This is a genomic window from Pantoea graminicola, from assembly GCF_048452665.1.
Taxonomy (GTDB): Bacteria; Pseudomonadota; Gammaproteobacteria; order Enterobacterales; family Enterobacteriaceae; genus Pantoea.
The window spans coordinates 58623-75103 of the sequence record NZ_JBLWSJ010000012.1 but is presented as its reverse complement, the minus strand read 5'-3'; the positions used below and the strand labels follow the sequence as shown (position 1 = coordinate 75103).

Genomic DNA, 16481 nt, shown 5'->3' with positions numbered 1-16481 from the left:
AGACGTTATGGCTTCTGAACTGATGCAGCCGACGATCAGCGCAGTCCCGTCGGGGAAATACGCGCTGATTGCTGGCCTGCACTGGCAGTGGGTAGCTGCGCGGGGTAGCCGGCGCATGAGAATTGAGGCCCGGGATCAACTGGCGAGCTACTGGCTGGCTCTGCCTGCGGGTACGGCTGATGAGCCGGCGGCCTGGCTCGGCGCGCTTGCCGACGACGCGGCAGGCCTGCCAAAGGGTAAACGCCCGGCCTCGCTTACGGCAGCGGTGCTCGGGAGCATACCTGCCGACTGCTGGGGCATTTTTCTACTTCCTGGCGGAAATTACTGGTTCATGGCAGTTACCGGCGGTCACCCCTCGCCCTATGGCGATGTGACGGGCGATGCTGCCACCGTTCTCCGGGCAGCTGAACAATTCCGGGACGCGGCGCCAGCGCCTTCTGCGGGCTGGGTAGTGTTCGACCCGGATTCAATGCTGGAGATGCCGGATGCACGCCGTGATCCGCTTGCAGCTCTGCTTCCAGCAACTGTGCCGTCCCGAGCGCTGCTGAATAAAACTGACAGTCGTACAACATCCCGCTTACTGCTACTGGGCGTGGTCTGTGTGGCCGCAGCCTGGTATGGCAACCACTGGCTTGAAGTCAGAAAGAAAGCGCAGCATGACGCGTGGGTACAGGCTGAACTGACCCGCGCCCGTGAGGCGGCAGCACTCAAGCCCGCCACCCTGGCTAAGCCTTGGGGCGGTCAGCCGGACTTCTCAGGCATGCTCAGCGCGTGCGTGAAGAAGTGGCGCCAGGCGCCGCTGTCGATTGCTGGCTGGGTATTCAGCCAGGTTATCTGCGAGTCAACGGGACAGCTCACGCTTCACTATGCTCTGCCGGATGGCGGAACGGTCGGTGACTTTGCCGCCCGGCTGCCACAGCTTTACGGTCCAGGTATGCAGGCTATTTTCAACATGCCCGGCCCCTCTGACGACGCTTCCTTTAAAGAATCTGTGCGTTTCACTCCGGTCTTGCCCGAGGCACTGTTGCCTGGTGACGAGCAGCTGCGACGCATGACCAGCTATGCGCAACGCCTGCGGGCGAACCTGCGCTTCAGTGAACCAACCCTGCTTGCTCAGACTGTCGGCCAGGACCAGATCCCGCTGCCCTGGAAGCGTTACAGCTTTACGTTCATTACCGATATCCCGCCGGACCGGCTGTTTGACGCCTCGCGTTTCCCGGGCAACGGACTGCGGCTGAGTTCCGTAAAGGCCGAGCTGCACAGCAGCCGGCTGACCTATACCCTGGAAGGAATGCTCTATGCAGAGAAATAAGTGGCGCCCCCTGCTGCTGCCCGCGTTTTTCATCAGCCAGCTGGCTGCTGCCAGCCCGACGGCATCAGTGCCGCCGGCCGCGCAGAATGAGGTTAAAAAGGAGAATGCCCTGATTGGTGCTGGCATTCCTGCATCCCCAGCTGAAGCCGTGAGGCAAGCTGATCCCGTGGCGCAGGACAACAGCTTCGGACGTCTTGAGGATATTCAGACCAAAACGGTGCTGTATGAGTTCCAGCTTGCACAGGCTAAGGCGCTCAATGAACTGCAAAAAAACGGTTATGACGCGGTGCTGGGTGGCCCCTTTAATCCGCAGCCGGCCACACCGACGAAGGACAGTGCCGCTGCGAAACCGGCGGAGGAAAGTCGCGCGCTGCCGCTGATTGTGGAGATATCCGGCGGACAACAGCTTTCCGCAACCCTTCAGCTTGACGGCGGAAATCAGGTTCGCGTGCAGGCAGGCAGCCGCATTCCTGGCACAGCCTGGACGGTAGCTAAAATCACATTCGGTGAGGTGACGGTCAGCAGCCCTGACAAAGGGCTCGTCTCACTGGCATTCGCGGGGTAAGCGTATGGAATTCAGCGAAGAAACTGTGAATCTGCTTCACCTGGACGACAGAAATCCGGAGCAGGTGAGACTGTACGTTTCAACCGAACACCGCGCCAGTCCGGCTGTGCAGTCAGAAATTGCCCGCGCCCGGCGCCAGATCCCGGATCTTGATATACAACCTGTTCACCTGAGCGAGTTGCGCCGACAGCAGACTGGTCGCGCTGGCATCGCCACCGCAGGCGACTGGTCGCCGGAGCAGAAAAAAGTTGTGAGTTTCATGCGTCGCGCAGGGGAACTGCACGCTTCTGACATCCACATCCTCATCGGAACCGATAACATTACGTCGGTAGTATTCCGCATCCACGGTGATCTTGAACTGCAAGCCGAGCTGGACGTTGAGGAGGGCATGAGCCTTGCCTCAACCATCGTCATGTCTATGTGTGACGTTGCGCCTCAGGCTTTCAGTGAAACCGATGAGCAGGACGGACGCTTGCGTAATGAGTTCGTGTCGGCTCTGAACCTTTATGCGGCGCGCTACTCAGCTGTGCCTACAGAATCTGGCCTTTACGTCGTATTACGCGTCATTCTTGATGAAAGTCAGGACATTCCCTCACTGGATACGCTGGGTTACCTGCCAGAACAGCAGAAGCTGATCCGTCGAATGCTTAAGCGTCCTGAGGGCATCATCATCACGGCAGGCCCCACAGGATCAGGCAAAAGCACCACAATGCGGACCTTTTGTCAGATGTATGTAGAGATGACCGGTGGTAAGCGCAGGCTGATAACTGTGGAAGACCCGGTTGAAGGTAAGGTGCCAGGAGCTATACAGACAACGATCATAGCCGACCGTAACGATCCTGAATCTGTAACCCGCGCCTGGCAGCGTCGCCTTTCTGCACTCAAGCGACTGGACTACAACGCCGCGGTGATCGGGGAAATACGCGATACCTGGTCTGCTAATGCCAGCATCAGCGAAGCAAAGAGTGGAACGCTGGTCAAGACAACGACGCACGCCAATGACGGAACCGGCATCATTGATCGCCTGACCGATACGCTGGGCATAGCGCCGGGGATGGTCCTGGATCCACAGGTAGTTATTGGCCTCATCGCGCAGCGCCTGGTACAGATGCTTTGCCCATCCTGCAAAAAAGGGTGGGCAGACGTCAGAGATACCCTTTCAGAAGACGACCGCGAGCTGGTTGAGACCCAATGCGACACTAAAACCGTTGCGTTTCGCAACCATGAAGGCTGTAGCGCACCGGGCTGCTGGCGCGGTATCACCGGGCGCAAGGTTATTGCGGAAGTCATCCGTCCTGACGCCCGCTTTATGCAGCTCTATCGCGATCATGGCAAGCTCGCGGCGCGAAGCTATTGGGTTCATCACATGGGCGGTATTACGCGCGGAGCACACCTTATGCGTTATATCGCGGCCGGGGAGGCTGACCCCATCGATGCAGATAAGCTCAGTCCGCTCGATGAAGACGCCCTTAATCTGCTGCCTCCTGAGACGGTTGCCCTTTATCTGACCGGAGGCGGTCATGAATGATTTCTTTCGCCAGTGGCGTGCACGTCTTCAGGGAGCCCTTACAAAAAGCAGTGCTCGCTCAGAAGGGCTGGGCCGATGGATCGGACAGAAAACCTTCAGCACTACTGATCGCATGACGTTATATGAAGACCTGGCTTTCCTGCTGGAGAACAACCAGAAGACTGAGGACGCTATCGCGGGCATGCAACGTAGCCGACGGCGAAAGAATGATCCGATGCTTCTGTGCCTCAGCGACGTCAGGCGCGCACTGACTCGCGGACGAGGAATAGAAGCCGGGCTGACTGGCTGGGTTCCACCTCAGGAAACAACCATTTTGCGGGCAGGACGCGCGGCGAAAGATTTGCAGGGCGCTTTGCACAGGGCAATTTTCGTAGTCAGGGGTATGGGCGAGATGAAATCGACCACTATCTCAAACCTCAGCTATCCCGCACTGCTAATGGGGAGCACGTTCTACATGATGAAAATGGTGTATGAGCGATTTCTTCCGCAGCTGGAACGGATGGTGCCAGTCGAAAGCTGGACAGGTGCACTGTGGTGGCTTGGGAGCGTCACACATTTCTTTATCGATAACCGGTATTTGCTGGTCTGCGTGCTAGCAACATTTAGTGCATGGGTGATCTGGTCTTTACCCCGATTAACCGGTCTTGTGCGTAAACGCATCCTTGACCATCTTTTTCCCTGGAGTCTCTACCGTGAGATGCAGGGAGTGTCATTTCTTCTGAACCTGAGCGCGCTTTTGCGTGCAAACGTCCGCACGGAAGAGGCACTTGATATGCTCAGCCGCAATGCCACGCCGTGGCTGTATGAGCGCCTGACGGCGGCCAGGCGTCAGGTTGCTCGTGGGAAACATCTTGGACTCGCACTGGCAGATAGTGGCTATTTATTCCCTTCACGTGATGCCATCGATCGTCTGAGTCTCCTGACAGCAAGTCCCGGGGGAGAAGACAATATCGAAAACTTTGCCCGTATGTGGCTCAGCAAAACCATCAACCGCATAAAACGAACGACCCGGATACTTCAGGTAGCCGGAATGCTCACCACCGCTGGCTATTTGCTGCTCACGTTCATTGCTACACAAAACTTGGGCGACTTAATCGGCAACCACTGACCATCATCTCTGAGGCTTATATGTCCACTCTGAAGAAAAAAACTATCTCTGCCGTTCATCGCGGCGCTTTTAACCTGACTGAGGCTGCTATCGTCGGGGTTCTGGTCCTTCTGGCAATTATCTACTACATCTCCAGCGGCAACAGTCTGTTTGGGCGTTCTGATTATACGGAGGAAATTACGAACGCCAGTGACATGATGACAAATACTCGAGGGCTCCTGAAAACAGCCGGGTCATATCAGTTCAGTTCATCATCTGATATGACCGGCGCGCTGATTAAATTTGGCGGCGTACCCAGCACAATCGCTATAACAGGAGATAAGTCAGCTGGTAGTGCAACGATGACTAACCGCTGGAATGGCACTATTACCGTCGCGCCGGTCAGTACAGGTGGCGGTTCGAAGACTGCATTTTCTCTGACATACACAAAAGTGCCGATGGAGGCATGCACGCAGATGTCTCAGAAGTTGAGTGGCGCTAACAACGTCGCATCAACCAGCATTAACGGCAGTACAACCAGTGGCACAGTCAGCGCATCTGTCGCTTCATCTCAGTGTGCAGCAGACAGCGGTTCTACCGGAACAAACACACTGGTCTTTACCAGTAATACCTGACGGGAAGGCCGGGGGAACCCCGGCCTACACCGAGTTCTGTTCTCTGTTCTTTCCCCGGTACACATCATGAAGAAACTTTTCATCCTGCTGCTGGCCAGCGGATTGATGCTGTGCGCTTCCCGCTCTGCGCAGGCATTCTGCTATAACGAAGCGGGCGCTCGTTATCACGTAGATCCACAACTACTGCGCTCTATCAGTAAGGTGGAAAGCGGCTTCAATCCTGTAGCTATCGGCTATAACCGCAATAAAAAAGGGCTGGTTACCAGTCGGGATTTTGGCTTGATGCAGATTAATTCTACGCACGTACCGCAGCTGCGTGCCATGGGCGTGCTGCAGAGCGAGCAGGACCTGCTGACCAAACCCTGCCTGAACGTTATGGTCGGTGCCTGGATTCTGGCCAAGCACCTCCAGGTCTGCGGTGTGACATGGGAGTGTCTTGGCAGCTATAACGCTGGCTTTGCCGACGACAATACCGCCCGGCGCATGATCTATGCGCGCAAGGTTTACGCCGATTACATGGCGCGCCGCTGACCTCCTACACGGAATAATTCATGAATTCATTTACAGACGGTCCGGCTACTGCTGTGTGGCTTGCCTGCTGCGCTGGGCTGTTTTCACTGCAGGCACTTCAGGCCAGCCGCTTTTTACGGATGCACGATGGTCCGTCCCTGACCTGGCCGCTTCTGACTCCGGTTTTCCTGATATACCTGCTTACAGCCGGCTGGCTGCTGGCGCTTCCTCCGGCTTTGCCTTTCAGCTCCGTACTTAGGAGTGTCGCCCTGCTTGTGCTGGCGGTGCCGCTCACTCTTACAGACCTTCGCTGCCAGTGGCTGCCAATGCGCTACACGGTGATGTTCTGGCTCGGCGGGCTGACGTCTGCCGCGCTGCCTGATGCAGTGCTGCCGCTTAAGGATGCAGTGTCGGCCAGTCTGTTAGCGTTTGCACTTTCCGGTGCCGTGCGCTGGCTGGCTAACCTCCGTCAGGATGAGGAACGTATGGGGCTGGGTGATGTTTACCTGATGGCCGGTCTTTGTGCCTGGCTACCCTGGCGGAGCGCTTGCTACGCCGCCGCTGGCGGACTGCTGCTGTGTTGTTTGTGTGCCGCGCTGACGCGCCAGACATCAAAACCATTTGCACCGGCACTGTTTGGTTACCTGTGCGGCTTAAGCCTTTTCTTTCCCCAATTACTGGCGGGAGTGCTCTGATGAAATTACTGAAACGTAAGCCGCGGACGGTACATCGCGGCAACATGCTGCTTCAGCTCGGCATCGTGATGGCCATCATCCTTTTTATCGCACCGGGTGCCATGGATCGCTATGCCGGCATGCAGCAGGAAAAGATCTGGACCGGCACGGCTTCTCACCTGAGCTTTGTGGCGCAGGCTGGCAAGCGCTACGTGCGCGATAACCGTGACAAGCTGCTGACGCAGGTCGCTGGCGGTCCGGTCATAGTTACCGGCGCCACCTTACGCTCGCAGGGCTATCTGCCCGCCGGATTTTCGCTGACAAATGACAGTGGCCAGACTTATCAGCTGGCGGTGGCCAGAGACCCCGGACAGGCAGGCCAGCTGGTCGCCTTTGTGCTGACTACCGGCGGCAGCGAAATTCCTTATAAAGGCTTGCGTCAGATAGCGACGGATACCGAGGGCATGGGCGGTTACGTCTGGCCCGCTAACATGGCAGTTGGTGCGGATGGTGGCTGGCAGGCGAGGCTCAGTGACTACGGGCTGAGCGGGCAGCAGGGCCGTCTGGCCGCATTCCTTTCCGCCGATGCGCTGGGAACTGATGCGGACGAAAGCGACCGGCTTTATCGCTATCAGGTCAATGGCCGCCCGGATCTGAACCGTATGCATACAACAATCGATATGAACGGCAACAATATTAGTAACGGCGGCACGGTGAATGCAAATACAGGTTCTTTCAATGGGCAGGTATCTGCAGGCAGCAATGTTACTGCCGGAGGCTCGGTAACTGCCAATGGAAATGTCATTGCTAACGGCGATATTAATGCAGGAAATAACGTTAATGCTAACAATGGAATAAATGCCAATAACGATATCCGCAGCAATAACGGATGGATAATTACGCGTGGAGATAAAGGCTGGCTTAATGAGTCCCACGGCGGCGGATTTTATATGTCCGACAATGATTGGGTGAGGTCGGTAAATAACAAAAATATTTACACCGGTGGACAGATGAGGGCCGGAAGTTTGCGATCCGACGGCGATGTTTCTGCAGGTGGAGTCCTGAGACAGGATCAGGTGAACACCGTAGGCGCGGGCTGTGGAGAGCTGGGGGCCATAAGCCATGACGCATCGGGTGCACTTTTGGCCTGCCAGTCGGGTATCTGGCAAAGCTCAGTTACTTCGAAAGATATAGTCTCAGCGTCAACCATAACCAAGCGATTTTCGGCGGCAACAGCAACGTGTCCGGCACCAAAAAAAGTTGTGGGCGGCGGAGGAAACTGCGAAAGCATTACCAATCAGGGAACCGTGTGGCTCGTAACATCAATTCCATCAGGTGACGCGTCCTGGATGGCTTATTGCGATTCAACAAAAGAACAGATGATTCGCTCAACAAGTTATGCCATCTGTGAGTAAACCGGTCAGCTGATGTATTGATCCTGCCCCCTGACTGATTTCATTCCCGCACTGCCGCTGAGTATTACTACAGCGAATGCGCCCTGCGCAAATCTAACCTCTCCGGAATTAATATGAAATTATCAATTTTCTCAGCCTTCCTGGGCGCATTAATGCTGTCTGGCTGTCAGTCCGCTACCGGTAATTACAATGGCAGAGATGTTAAGCAAGCGGAACAACCTTATCCGGCTGCTTATGCAAAAAACCGGGTTGATCTCCAGTTGCAACAACTGTGGCTTGAAGGAGATATGAACGGTGCCACATCGCTACCTGTTACTACGATCCGGGCCGACAGCGATCGTATTACGCTTAGCTGGAACGGCGACGCGATAGAGTTACTCAGTACGCTGGCCCGCGCCCGTGGGCTGACGTTCAGCTATACCGGCGTGCGACTGCCGCTCCCGCTCGACATTGATGTGCAGAGCATCACTTATGCAAACCTGCTGCGCATCATTCAGATGCAGACTGCCTGGCGCGCGGAGCTGGTGACGTATCCCGGTCAGATGGTGCTGCAGTTTATGCCATCACTTCCTTCTGAAGCGGCCCGCCATAAAAAAGGGGGCCGCTGATGAAAGCCCGATTCTGCATCCTGCTGCTGCCCGCGCTTCTGGCTGGTTGCACGGGATTTCACGCCTCAAAGACAGCACCGGTTGCCGGGCCCGACGGTGCACCGCCTCCCGGGCCGGAAGCCTATCTGTCGCCGCAGAAGCGCGACACGTCTGACGTGTCCGATAACCGCCGGCAGATGCTGACCGAAGGCGGGCGCACCACCGGTTTTCGCGGCGGTAAGGCGCAACGCGCGTGGGAGCTTCGCCGTGACCTGGAGGCCCGCGCAAAACAGCTGGACGCCACCTATGACTTTCGTCCGCTTATCAGCGCTCGCGGCTGGCTGCCGCCGGTCATCACCGAGGCGGTGGACGTGGCGCATGTCACGCCCGACCAGATACGCACCGCGAGCCATGTTTACGAAATCGTCCAGCCTGAACGCTTCGTCAGTAACCCGCCGACGTGGCGCGGCTGGCTGATGGCCGGACTCAGCACCGTGCCACCGGATGAGCCTGAAGGTGGCCTCATCCCGGAGAACGGCGTGCAGCGTGATATCTGGCAGGCAGCCGTCAATGAAGGCTGGGCAGAGGGACGGCAGAGCGCCGACGAAACGCTGGAAGCCAATGTTAACCGCCTGACGCGTGACTATAACGGCATGCTGCAGTATGTGCTGCTGCGCCGGCAGAATCTCATCACCGCGCCAGTGGTCACCGAGCGTCAGCAGACGGTCACCGGCGACAGCAATAAGCTCACCACCGGCGATCGTGAGCGCCGTCTGGAATCCCGCGCAGGCTTCGTTACTGACAAAGCGAAGTGGAAGCCTGTTATCAACACGGAGAAGCGCTGATGACATCTTCAGACCTGGAGTTGTTCGACTTTAGCGGCGGTCTCAATGCTGACACGCTGCGCAGTTTTATGGTGTGGTGCGCGCATAACAACGTGAGCGATATTCACCTGCAGGGGGACAACCATTTCGTGGTGGGCCGCTATGGCCGCCTTCTCAGGGCGAGCCCGTTCATCGTGGCCGACGACACGATGGCCAAACTCATGGATGAGGTATTTACCCCGGAGCTCCGTCCTCAGGTGCGTGGCGGCGTTTCAGTTGATCGCGCGATGCAACTCGATGGGGACATGAATGGCCGCTGGGGACTGAAGCGCGGCGAGCGTATCCGCTTTCGCGTAAACCTGCTGCAGGGTACGGCGGGGCGCCAGGACAGCACTATTGCCTGGACGCTGCGGGTTATTCCCTCCGATATCCCGCAGCTGGAAAGCTTGGGGCTGGAGCCGGAGCTGATGGCTAATCTTCTGCCGCCAAAGGGCATGGGACTGTGGGGCGGCATTACGGGTTCAGGTAAGAGTACCTCACTGGCCTCGACTTACCGGTACTGTCTGGACACTGACCCCGACCGTAAGGTCACCACCAAGGAAGACCCGATTGAGTTCGTCCTGGGGCGTCCTGACGACGTGCTCAAGCCGCTGCAGTCGCAGATAGGTAAGGACATTCCCGATTTCGCGACAGGCATCCGCGCAGACCTGCGACGGGCGCCATCTGTTATGGGCGTGGGAGAGATGCGCGACCTGGAGACTATCAGTGCTGGCATCCTTGCCGGACAGCTCGGCCATCTGCTGCTTTCCACAACGCACATTGACTCGCCCGGCGAAGCGTTCCCGCGCCTCATCAATGAATTTCCGCACGAGAGCCGCGATGCCATGGCGTGGTCGCTGCTGGGCGTGCTGCAGTACGTGGTGGTGCAGACACTGCTGCGAACAACCGATGGTAAGAGAATCGCAGTGCGTGAATTCATCCTCTTTGACTATTACCTGCGTGAAAAGCTTGCTGAGCTGCCATGGTCGCAGTGGGGGCGGCATATTAACGAAATTATCCGGCTGGAAAAGCGCCGCATCGTCGACCAGGCCTGGCAGTTGTACCGCGCTGGCCGTATTCCGGAATCCGAGCTGGCCGTAGTGATGTCACCGCGCCAGCGCCGGGAGTTTGAGGAGGGCACCGCGTGAGTGCGTTCAGAAAAGAGGATTATCCGCCAGGCTTCTGGCGGCGTGCCGGAAGCCCTCTGGACTTCGTGGGCATCCCCGCCTGGGTGTTTCTGCTTTATCTCTTTTGGTTCCGTTTTCCCTGTATGAACACCCTCTACGTCGTGAGCGGCATTATCGCCGTATTCCGCTTACTGAAGATGTTTGGCTGGGGCTTTACCGAACTTATCACGCGCGTGGCACGCGTTGCGCGCGGCAAAAGCCTGAGCGGCCGCCCGTGGTGGTACCGCCGGTTTACCGACGGTGAATAGCCGTCCTGACACAGCGTCACAGGAGGTTTTATGAAAACAGCGGACTATCCGGTGTGGCTTGCGGTTATGCCGGACCAGCGCGGTGCCGCGCGCGCCGACGCCGGCACGCATCCGGACGGCGGAAATGCCATAACGTGGAGCGCTAAAGACAAGCTCTGGTATGCCCGTCCCGGTGCCGACCTCAGCCGGCTGCAGGCCTGGCTGCCCGACCCGGGCAGGCGCAGCGGCGGGGGCGATCCGGAGACTGAGTTTCTGGATGCACTGACGGATGCCGGCCTGATCATTGATGGCCTGCCGGTGATGGACGGTGAAATTCATCGCGTGTCAGTGACCGATGGACCCCGTGGCAACGGGGACGGCGTCTATCGCGGCTTTCTCAATGGCAGCAAGCCGGGCGGCTGGTTTATTAACTACTGGACCGCCAAAACGCACAAGGACATTACGAAGTGGAAAGCCACCGGCGGGGAATCCGACCCCGTTGCACGTCTTCACATGCAGGCTGTTGCCCGACAGGCACGCGATGACTCCGCGCGCGTACTGGCCGCGACGCACATGCGCCAGACTGCCCGGGCAAAAGCTTTGTATGACAGTCTGCCTCCGGCCGATCCACAGCACGCCTACTTTATGCGTAAGGGTGTCACGGCGGACGAAGATATCCGCCAGACGCGAAACGGTGCGCTGGTCGTGCCGCTGCAGAATGTGGCCGGGGACTTTCGCACTCTGCAGTACATCCCGCCAGACGGGGAGAAATACCTTTTCAAAGAGGCGCCCAAGGCCGGCAACTTCAAGGTCGTTGGCGGGGAGCTTCGTAACGGCGAGCCCGTTCTGTACGCCGAAGGATACGCCACAGCAAAAAGTCTCAGCATGGCCACCGGACTGCCGGTCGTGATGACGGTGGATGCAGGCAACATGCTCAACGTGGCGGACGCGCTCAGGGCGGGCTATCCCGACAGCCCGCACCTGTTCATGGCTGATGATGATCATCATAAACCCGTCAATACCGGCAGGGTGATGGCCGAACAGGCCGCCCGGAATACCGGCGGTGCGGTGCTGATACCGGCACTGACCGCCGATGAACGGCGCGCCGAAATGACCGATTTTAACGATGTTCATCAGTCACGCGGAATCGAAGCGCTGCGCGCCGACCTTAGCCCCCGACTTAACGAAGCCCTCTCCGGGCTTAACTACAAGGAAACCGTTATGGCCACTCCTGACAACGCACAGCTTGCGCCGGACAACCTTCCCGCCGCGTCCCCGGACGCCGTACCTGATGCCGGCCCCTCACGCCGTCCCGGAGCAGCAAAAGAGAAAACGGATGACATTCTGAGGCTCCGCGATGAGGGGCTTACGCCCGCACAGATTGCTAAGGAGCTCGGTATCGGGCAGACCAGCGTTTACCGCATCCTGAAAGCGCAGCAGCCTGAAGCTGCGCCTGACACAGCAGCGCCAGCTTCATCGTCGGAACCCGCTGCAGCTGATGTTCCGGACGCCGTTGCTGATGTCTTGCCTGCGGCTCCGGCTGCTACACAGCAGGCTCCAGAGTCAGACGTGTCACTGTCATCCGGGCCGGCAGCAACGCAGCCCGTACCTTTGCCAGCCGGTGAAACTCAGCTACAGGTTAAAGATAATGTTCCCTCAGTTGCAGATGCGGAACCGGCCGTGGTCATCATCACCCCATCTTCTGACACTACTCCTGAACCTGTTCCGGACACAGCTGCTGCTGATGCCCCGCAGCCGATAATCGTACCGGAAAGCACCGAGGCAGCACGGGCTCTGGCACTGTCTCTGTCAGGACTGAGCGTGGCCCGTGTGGCCGCTGAGTTGAATACAGGGATGGGCGAAACTCTCCGCCTGATTGAGGCAGGCAGGAAACAGGAAAATCCGGAGAGTCCGGCCGGCGCTGATGGACCTGCAGTAACGACTGCGGTGGGCTTCAGCAGTGACTTCAGAGACATTGCCGGACGTCTGCGCGCACTCAGGAATGAAGCAGAGATACTGGATACCGATGTACTGACTCAGCAGTTGGGCTCCCTCGTTAACGAGCGTATGGGCCTGACTGAAATGTGGGCTCAGTCAAATGATACGGAAAACGCGCGTGTACCCTCTGAAGAAAGTGAAATGCTGGAAGCCGAATTGCGCGCGGAGCTGGATAAGCGTCCTGCATCGTCCACTTCACCTCTGACGTCGGCCTTTGGTGAGGAGAACGCCATCCTGGTGGGCTCACCGCGGCTGACGCCACAGGATGAAGATAAACCGCAGGAGACAGACCGCAATCGTGTCGATCTGGATAAGCTGATCAGTCGCATAACGCATGAGAAGCATCCTGACGGCAAAAGTGTACTTTTCATGCTCGATGGTGAACCTGCATTTGTTGACCGCGCTAACCGCCTTGTCATGGCGGAAGGCGCAAGTTCGCACGAGGAAAAAGTGCTGGCCGCGCTGCTGACGGCTGCTGAGCACTATCACGGTAAAATAGAACTCACCGGCAGTGACGAGTTTAAGGCCTTTGCTATCGGGCTTATCGTTGCAAACGATCTTAAAGTCAGCATGAAAAATGCCAGCCAGCAGCTGGCCCTGACTGAGGCACGCCGCGCCGCGGGTCAGCCCGTCAGTCCGGCGGCTCCGGCTGATGCCGTGCATGGTGACCAGTCGCCGCCTCGGGCCAGTGAGGCACCGTTCGCGCAGCCAGCTGCGCAGACCCCTCCGGCAGACGTACCCGTTCAGACTGTTTCACCTGTAATGCCATCAGCGCCGCAGCACGCTGCTCAGGCCCCCGTCGCGGCTGCGCCGAAAATATCTCCGGCGGTTCATACGCCGGCAGAAAAAGCCCGGGAGCCGGTCACCGGTAAAGTCACTGCCTTCGGGCAGGCGCCATTCCGGTTTGAACCTGGAGAGGGTGAAAGCACCTTTATTACGCTGCGCACTAAGGAAGGGCCGCAGACGTTCTGGGGTAAGGAGCTCGCTGGCCTGCTGCGCGAAGCGAATCTGAAAACAGGGCGTATGGTCACGCTGCAGTGGCAGGGTAAACAGCCGGTGACCGTTAAGGTGCCAAAGAAAAATGCAGAGGGCGTGGTCACACATTATGAAAATGAGAACACGCACCGGAACCGGTGGTCTCTGTCGCCAGCAGGCGGCACGCGCGTTCAGACTGGCGCTGATGACCTGGTGCCGCTGGCAGCCGTGGATGTAAACCGCTACACGCAGATCCAGCATACGCTGGTCAGCCGTCTCGGGATCAGCATTGACGCCCCGCCAAAACCAGCCGACGGGCTTTACTGGCTGAAGCCTGACGGGCAGGGCAGCACTCAGCCCGGCGATCCATTATCTGCACCACGGCCAGCTCACAACGATCGTGCCGGCGTTCCCGTCATGTCGTCATGGGGTAAAGATGGCCAGCCGGACCTGCTTCTGGTGCAAGGCGATGGTGATTATCTGCAGGGCGTGGTGCGGCAGAACGGTATTTACCAGCACGTGCTGGTCAGCCTGCCCGGCAGTGCGGAGGCACCGCCGATGGTGGTGAACCTTCTGACGCCTGAAGGGGCACAGCCTGTCGGCAGCGGCAACGGAATTAACCGCTCCAACGGCCAGCCGGTTTCGCGTGAGCATGTTGTGGTGCGGCTGACGGGCGATGCGCAGCCACGCATTGCTAAGCTTGATGTGCCAGCTGATGTACCCGCCGCACTTCATGCCCGACTTGGCTACGACGAACGCTACAAGGCAGAGTCCGGCTGGGTAAAGGAGCAGCCGGCAGCAGCACCACAGGCAGTACCGGCTACGCCGCCGCGGCCGGCCCAGTAATCGATCCCTCCGGAGATTTCACATGAAACTGAAAACATCGACCGCCCTTGTGGCGGTCTTTTTCTGCTGCATCGTTTCCGGTGCAGATGCCGCGACCTGCCGTGCCGGTACTGCTGCGCAGGCCGGCAGTGAGGCGGGCTACAACGCTGCGAAAAAGGCAAATGATGCGTGGTCTGCACGTGAAAGCCAGACTTCGGATCAGCTGCAGAACTGCCTGTCCGGTATCCGCAATATTTCCATCAGTCTTCCTAACCTGCCGAGCCTGCAGGACATCATGAATAAGGCTTCAGAGAAGGTTTGCGGGGCGCTGACGGACAAAATCAACAGCAATCTGCCGACCAGTATCGATCCGTGGCAGTCATACGGCCTGTAAGGAACCCTCATGCAAAACCCCGAATCCGCTGCGCCGCCCGGGATGGCGGCAGTGACCCTGACTGAACCTGAGGTTTATCAACACGCGGTTCATGCCCAGCATGAACGGTCGCTGGGCGCGGAGTTCGCGCGCAGCTGCCTGAAGAAACTGGGCTGGAGCCTTATCCTGAATGTGATACTGAGTATCGTCGCAGGCGTGCTTCTTTACCTCTACGTAAACAAGCCGCAGGAATATTTTGCCACGGAGCGCGGGCGAATCACGCCCGTCTACGCAACGGACAAGCCTGTCTGGAGCGAAAGCGACGTGCGTCAGTTCGGTGCTGACACCATCAGTCAGGCGTTTACGCTGGACTTCGTACACTACCGCGACCAGATGACCGCGGTGTCGCCGAATTTCTCCGAGGAAGGCTTTGTCGGCTACAACCAGGCACTGACAACCGGCTCCAATATCCTGTCACTGATTAAAGACAAGCGCATGAACCTGACTAACTCCTCAGAGCCTGGCGTCATCACCCGCCGGGGCGTGATTGGCGACCGCTACACATGGGAGTTCCAGTACCCCGTCACAATGAAACTGCAGGGTCAGAACAGCAGCACCCCGCCGCTGCGCTACATCTTCACTCTGCGCATCCAGCAGGCTGACCCGCGTCTCAAGCCGCGCGGTCTTGAGGTCACGCAGACCATCACCAACAACGCAGGATAATCCTATGAGCAACTTTCGCACGCTGGCCCTGTGGCTAGCGCTGTGCGGCAGCGCGGGCGCCGCCACGTCTGCGGGAACCACCCCGGCAGCAGGAACGGACGGCAACTGGCGCACCACGGCAACGACAGGCGGCTCGCCGGCTGCCGGGCAGGCTGCGGGAACCTCCGCCGGGCAGTCAGGACCGCTGCCCGGACAGGCATTGCCGCCGCCCGCGTCGGTCGCGTACGACCAGGCGGAGGCGACCATTTCGCCGCTGACGCCGGATGAAATACGCCAGCTGCGGGCTCAGCAGACCGAGCAGAACCGGGCGCTGGCCACGCCGGGTATCACGGCGGTGCCACGCATCAGTGCGCAGACCGTAAGCCTGCAGCCGGGCGCGAGCTTGCCGCTGGTGCGCACCGCCGTAAACTGGCCCGCCACGGTGAGCTTTATTGACAGCACGGGCGCGCCCTGGAAAATCCTCGGTGACCCGGTTTCGGGCTCCCCGGATATTGAGGTCAAGTGGCTTCCCGGCATGTCCTTTATGGTCATCACTGCAAAACGTGACTTCGTGAACACGCTGGTGACCGTGGGCCTTGATGGGCTGCCGGTGCCGCTGCAGATAAGCGTGATGAGCGGCGAAGCGGACACCGCCAGAAAGACCTGGACGGTGGATGCGCGTCTTGACCTGCGGATCCCCCGTCGCGGACCGGGCGCCGCGCCCGACGCGCCGGGTCCGTCGCGGATCGGGCTGCATGATGACGTGCTGCAGGCGTTTCTGGATGGTGTGCCGCCTTCGGGCGCAAAGCGCCTGAAGACAACCGGCAGCGTGCCGGATACGGCGGTGTGGCAGCAGGGGGATGACCTCTATATCCGCTCGCGTGCGGACATCCGCGATGAGTTTGACACCACGCTTTCCTCTGCAGATGGCACCCACCTGTGGAAGCTGCCGCTGACGCCGCGCGTGGCCTTCTCCGTTGACGGGCGGACCGAAGCCCTCAGCATTGCCCTGGAGTAA

16 protein-coding genes are annotated in these 16481 nt (G+C 58.7%); all 16 read left to right on the top strand.

Annotation, left to right across the window (positions count from 1 at the left end):
• Positions 1–7: 7 nt before the first annotated feature.
• The 16 genes from pilO2 to ACNY69_RS20555 all read left to right on the top strand — a co-directional run bounded on the left by pilO2 (position 8) and on the right by ACNY69_RS20555 (position 16481).
• Positions 8–1312 (top strand): type 4b pilus protein PilO2, encoded by a 1305-nt coding sequence (pilO2, locus tag ACNY69_RS20630; protein ID WP_418800013.1) that lies wholly within the window; start codon positions 8–10, stop codon positions 1310–1312.
• The gene (pilP, locus tag ACNY69_RS20625) at positions 1299–1877 is read left to right on the top strand and encodes a type IV pilus biogenesis protein PilP (RefSeq protein WP_418800011.1); all 579 of its coding nucleotides are present in this window, start codon (positions 1299–1301) and stop codon (positions 1875–1877) included. Before pilO2 ends, pilP begins: the two co-directional genes overlap by 14 nt.
• 4 nt (positions 1878–1881) lie before the next feature.
• The gene (locus tag ACNY69_RS20620) at positions 1882–3405 is read left to right on the top strand and encodes a GspE/PulE family protein (RefSeq protein ID WP_418800008.1); all 1524 of its coding nucleotides are present in this window, start codon (positions 1882–1884) and stop codon (positions 3403–3405) included.
• Complete coding sequence (locus ACNY69_RS20615) at positions 3398–4513, top strand: type II secretion system F family protein (protein ID WP_418800005.1); 1116 nt, start codon at positions 3398–3400, stop codon at positions 4511–4513. Before ACNY69_RS20620 ends, ACNY69_RS20615 begins: the two co-directional genes overlap by 8 nt.
• A gap of 20 nt (positions 4514–4533) precedes the next feature.
• The gene (locus ACNY69_RS20610; RefSeq protein ID WP_418800002.1) at positions 4534–5127 is read left to right on the top strand and encodes a type 4 pilus major pilin; all 594 of its coding nucleotides are present in this window, start codon (positions 4534–4536) and stop codon (positions 5125–5127) included.
• A gap of 66 nt (positions 5128–5193) precedes the next feature.
• Complete coding sequence (locus ACNY69_RS20605) at positions 5194–5658, top strand: lytic transglycosylase domain-containing protein (RefSeq protein ID WP_418799999.1); 465 nt, start codon at positions 5194–5196, stop codon at positions 5656–5658.
• 20 nt (positions 5659–5678) lie between these two features.
• A complete protein-coding gene (locus tag ACNY69_RS20600) occupies positions 5679–6332 on the top strand; it encodes a prepilin peptidase (RefSeq protein ID WP_418799996.1) in 654 nt (217 codons plus the stop codon).
• A complete protein-coding gene (gene pilV / locus ACNY69_RS20595; RefSeq protein WP_418799994.1) occupies positions 6332–7726 on the top strand; it encodes a shufflon system plasmid conjugative transfer pilus tip adhesin PilV in 1395 nt (464 codons plus the stop codon). Before ACNY69_RS20600 ends, pilV begins: the two co-directional genes overlap by 1 nt.
• Positions 7727–7839: 113 nt before the next feature.
• Complete coding sequence (locus ACNY69_RS20590) at positions 7840–8334, top strand: DotD/TraH family lipoprotein (protein WP_418799991.1); 495 nt, start codon at positions 7840–7842, stop codon at positions 8332–8334.
• Entirely contained in the window at positions 8334–9158 is an 825-nt protein-coding gene (locus tag ACNY69_RS20585; RefSeq protein ID WP_418799989.1) for a type IV secretory system conjugative DNA transfer family protein, read from the top strand. The genes ACNY69_RS20590 and ACNY69_RS20585 overlap by 1 nt, the downstream gene beginning before the upstream one ends.
• Complete coding sequence (gene traJ, locus ACNY69_RS20580; protein ID WP_418799986.1) at positions 9158–10324, top strand: plasmid transfer ATPase TraJ; 1167 nt, start codon at positions 9158–9160, stop codon at positions 10322–10324. The genes ACNY69_RS20585 and traJ overlap by 1 nt, the downstream gene beginning before the upstream one ends.
• Positions 10321–10611, top strand: coding sequence for a conjugal transfer protein (locus tag ACNY69_RS20575; RefSeq protein WP_418799983.1), 291 nt, complete (start codon positions 10321–10323; stop codon positions 10609–10611). The genes traJ and ACNY69_RS20575 overlap by 4 nt, the downstream gene beginning before the upstream one ends.
• A gap of 30 nt (positions 10612–10641) precedes the next feature.
• Positions 10642–14409: an LPD7 domain-containing protein gene (locus ACNY69_RS20570; RefSeq protein WP_418799980.1), complete on the top strand. Its 3768-nt coding sequence runs from the start codon at positions 10642–10644 to the stop codon at positions 14407–14409.
• 22 nt (positions 14410–14431) lie between these two features.
• The gene (locus ACNY69_RS20565; protein WP_418799978.1) at positions 14432–14782 is read left to right on the top strand and encodes a conjugal transfer protein; all 351 of its coding nucleotides are present in this window, start codon (positions 14432–14434) and stop codon (positions 14780–14782) included.
• A 9-nt stretch (positions 14783–14791) separates the two neighbouring features.
• Entirely contained in the window at positions 14792–15484 is a 693-nt protein-coding gene (locus ACNY69_RS20560; RefSeq protein ID WP_418799975.1) for a DotI/IcmL/TraM family protein, read from the top strand.
• A 4-nt stretch (positions 15485–15488) separates the two neighbouring features.
• Positions 15489–16481: a DotH/IcmK family type IV secretion protein gene (locus tag ACNY69_RS20555; protein WP_418799972.1), complete on the top strand. Its 993-nt coding sequence runs from the start codon at positions 15489–15491 to the stop codon at positions 16479–16481.